Origin of the sequence: uncultured Gimesia sp., from assembly GCF_963972345.1 — a bacterium.
Taxonomy (GTDB): Bacteria; Planctomycetota; Planctomycetia; order Planctomycetales; family Planctomycetaceae; genus Gimesia.
The window spans coordinates 1-2,935 of record NZ_CAXAVM010000347.1; the positions used below are offsets into that span (position 1 = coordinate 1).

The 2,935-nt window shown below is 47.1% G+C and carries 4 protein-coding genes; 1 reads left to right on the plus strand and 3 read right to left on the minus strand.

Going from position 1 to position 2,935, the window contains the following annotated elements:
- Positions 1-138: 138 nt before the first annotated feature.
- The 3 genes from AACZ40_RS28855 to AACZ40_RS28865 form a co-directional block, all read right to left on the minus strand.
- Positions 139-375: a hypothetical protein gene (locus AACZ40_RS28855; RefSeq protein ID WP_339677118.1), complete on the minus strand. Its 237-nt coding sequence runs from the start codon at positions 373-375 to the stop codon at positions 139-141.
- A 236-nt stretch (positions 376-611) separates the two neighbouring features.
- Positions 612-1,319 (minus strand): hypothetical protein, encoded by a 708-nt coding sequence (locus AACZ40_RS28860; RefSeq protein ID WP_339677120.1) that lies wholly within the window; start codon positions 1,317-1,319, stop codon positions 612-614.
- 594 nt (positions 1,320-1,913) lie between these two features.
- The gene (locus AACZ40_RS28865) at positions 1,914-2,297 is read right to left on the minus strand and encodes a DUF1559 domain-containing protein (RefSeq protein ID WP_339677123.1); all 384 of its coding nucleotides are present in this window, start codon (positions 2,295-2,297) and stop codon (positions 1,914-1,916) included.
- Between AACZ40_RS28865 and AACZ40_RS28870 the strand changes: the two genes are divergently transcribed.
- Positions 2,191-2,448, plus strand: a complete 258-nt coding sequence (locus AACZ40_RS28870; RefSeq protein WP_339677126.1) for a hypothetical protein — start codon at positions 2,191-2,193, stop codon at positions 2,446-2,448. The genes AACZ40_RS28865 and AACZ40_RS28870 overlap by 107 nt on opposite strands.
- Positions 2,449-2,935: the final 487 nt, after the last annotated feature.

Genomic DNA, 2,935 nt, shown 5'->3' on the forward strand with positions numbered 1-2,935 from the left:
TTCGTCAGTTCAATAGAAGAGAAAGTGAATCGGCTTTTACGTAATGGGGTTGTTTCTGATGATGTTTTTGATATCATTCAAGCACCTTGATTGCTTTCTGTTTGTTGCTGAACAGGAAATACAAAATGCCCCTGAAGCCTAGACCGCTTCGGGGGCATTGTCCTTTTCTGGGGTTGTGTTGTCGGACTCGCTACTGTCCAGATAAGCTAACCAGTCGCGCCCCATGATGTACGCGCGATTGTGCTTATAGACCACCCGCAGCCCATTGCGTCGAGCTGCCCGCAGAGCATCCCGTTTAAGGCCTGTTCGAGATGTGAACTCTGCCAGTGTGTAGCAGGCATCCTGTGAGATTTCGCCGCATTCTGAGATTGCCATTTTCTTGCCTCCCTGTTTTGGGTTGATTTACCGTTGATGCGGAGTTGCTTCAACGGGGGCAAGAATAGCGATATGATCACAGTGAAAAAAATACGAACTAAAAGAGATCGGGAGTGTTCGTATTAACTGAACCCCACCAGAAAAGGGATTATTCAGTGTTCAAGGGATGGGAATATTTCTGGTTTTTTTGTGAGTTTTTGCTTGTTCGTATTATTGTTCGTATTTAAGAGGCTGGATTAACTCTTCTCTGGTCTACCACGCTTTCTGTCTGGGATTTCCTTGCCCTGTTTCCTGCACAGTTCTTTGAGTTGATTGCTAAACCATGTCGTCGTCCAGCCTTTGCAATCTGGGAAGTCCTTAGCCAGTTCATCGATACACTTTTGCAATGGTAAATATCTGTTGTGACCATCTTTTTTAACACCGACGATTCGGCAACCGATATTTACAATTGCCTCGTTTTTTAATCTCATCCTTTCTTTTGCCTCATCGACTCCTGTTCTCTGCTCTGGAGTGGCAATGGCATAGAGGTGATTACTAAGCCTGAAATCAGTTATCCATAGTTGGCGCCTCAGATACTCGATTTCCTCTTTAGACCGCTTCGGGCCGTACTTGGTGGGACCACCGCCGATAACTTTGACTGTAGTAATCTCAGCCCGGATCGAGTGCAACAGCTCTATTATGCACCTTGTGTCAATGTTGGTGTGCGTATCACAGTAGGCAATGATTGAATACATCGGTATCTCGATTTCGTAAGTGAATCGGCTTTCAGCGCCTTTCTCTTTATCGAGCATCCCGTCAATTGCATACTGAGCTATCGTTCTAAGATCATCGAATACACCAGCAGCAATGAGATAGAGTTTTAACGGGTCCGGTTTACTTGGCAGGATTTCGTTAATTGTTTCCCGGTTACTGCCTTGGAAAAGGTTATTCCAGAGGTCAAGCATGTGTCACCCTCCCGAGTGAATCCAAAAGTAAAACGGGGAAACTGGATGGATGGTCCAGCTTTCGGAATCAAACCTATCCCCGTCTGTATCAAATCTGAACTGTTAAAGAAACTGTCACATAGAGACAACCTCTAGCCATCAAATCGACGGTATTCCAACGGTCGCACGCCTATTATATCAGGCTGCCTCTGTGGATTGAACCACACTTAACCGACTGCAGCCCGTCGACTTGTGTTGATCACAGATCAGCCGCCCTTTTTTCAGTTTGCCGGGAAAACAGGAGTCCTGTCAGTTCAACTGTACTGTGGAACGCTGTCTTCAAACAGAAAAGTCGTATCACCGGGCTCCGGCGTGGTTTCCTTTGGCATATCTTTCGGGCCGGAATCATCACTGCAACCAGTCGTGAAGCCACAAAAAACAAAGATACCACACAAAATTATGGCACTCATTGAAAATCGAATGTTCATGATTGTCCTTTTTATCAATGAAAAGAAACGAGAATGAATACAGCAGACGTCTGACGGATCTCAAACCAGATTACAGTCGGCTGCATGATCCAAAAAATGTCCCAGGCGAAGACTAATCGATACGGAATCAGAATTCACCCACTGTTTCGCCGCCCATCATGCTGCCCAACGCGCCCCAGATGCCGTAAGGACTGTTGCCCGAAGTGACCTGGGCGGCTGACAGATTACCGGTGTCGATATTTTCGCTGACAAAACGTACGGCACCATCTCCCATTAACACGTGGCAACCGCCCGTATGCATGCTGCTGGCCGAGTAAATTCCCCAACCCTGATGACCGCCTGAAGAACAGGAAGGACTGTTCGGCGGTAGCACGGTTGTAATTCCGGAATAGAAAGGATAGCCAATGGTAAACCGTTGGGTGAAGTCAGACGGACTGCCACACGTTGTTTTACCAGATGGATCGTTACGCTTTGATCGTTCCGACTTGGCAGAGTGGGTGCAATCTCGCAAACAATCAGCAATCGAACAGGCTAAAGGTTGCGGTTGCCAGAAACGTAAAGCGGCCATGAATCGAGTGATACCGGGTTCTGGGGATCTGCTGGAAAGTGTTCTGACTGGTATCGGATTTAAACAGACTGGCAATGGTAGTGAACAGGTTTAGTGGTGATGCAGTCGGGGGCGGTGATTCTGCAAACCCGTTATACATACCATTGGTAAAACAAGGCGTTTTTCGATTGCATGTTGACTGTAGACCTGTAGACCGTAGTTCAACAGTAAAAAAACAGTCTGCTTCATACCTGAACAATGGCCGGGAATATGCGTTGACAAAAGAGGGGGCAGCGGGGATACTGCTTTCTTCTAAAAGTCGTAAAGACACTCAAGTTACAATTCTAAAAATCAATCAAGTAAACAGGAGCGCCTGCTCTTGGGTAGTGTGGAATCTCCGTGAGGAATTCCGGGAGGCACTTGACCTCCTTAGAAGCAGTACCTTAGAGCAGGCACTCTTTTTTTACGCGCTATGCGTAAATGAAAGGTGCCTCATTATGAGCACTACACAGAACCCCTCTTTCGTCTGTGATACTCTCCAGACTCGCAGCAACCCAGACCTGCAGCCGATCCAGGAACAGTCCCCAGAACCGGCAGAATGG

Coding starts and splice junctions, on each gene's coding strand:
- AACZ40_RS28855 (WP_339677118.1), bottom strand. CDS start 375: ATGGCAATCTCAGAATGCGGCGAAATCTCACAGGATGCCTGCTACACA.
- AACZ40_RS28860 (WP_339677120.1), bottom strand. CDS start 1,319: ATGCTTGACCTCTGGAATAACCTTTTCCAAGGCAGTAACCGGGAAACA.
- AACZ40_RS28870 (WP_339677126.1), top strand. CDS start 2,191: ATGGTAAACCGTTGGGTGAAGTCAGACGGACTGCCACACGTTGTTTTA.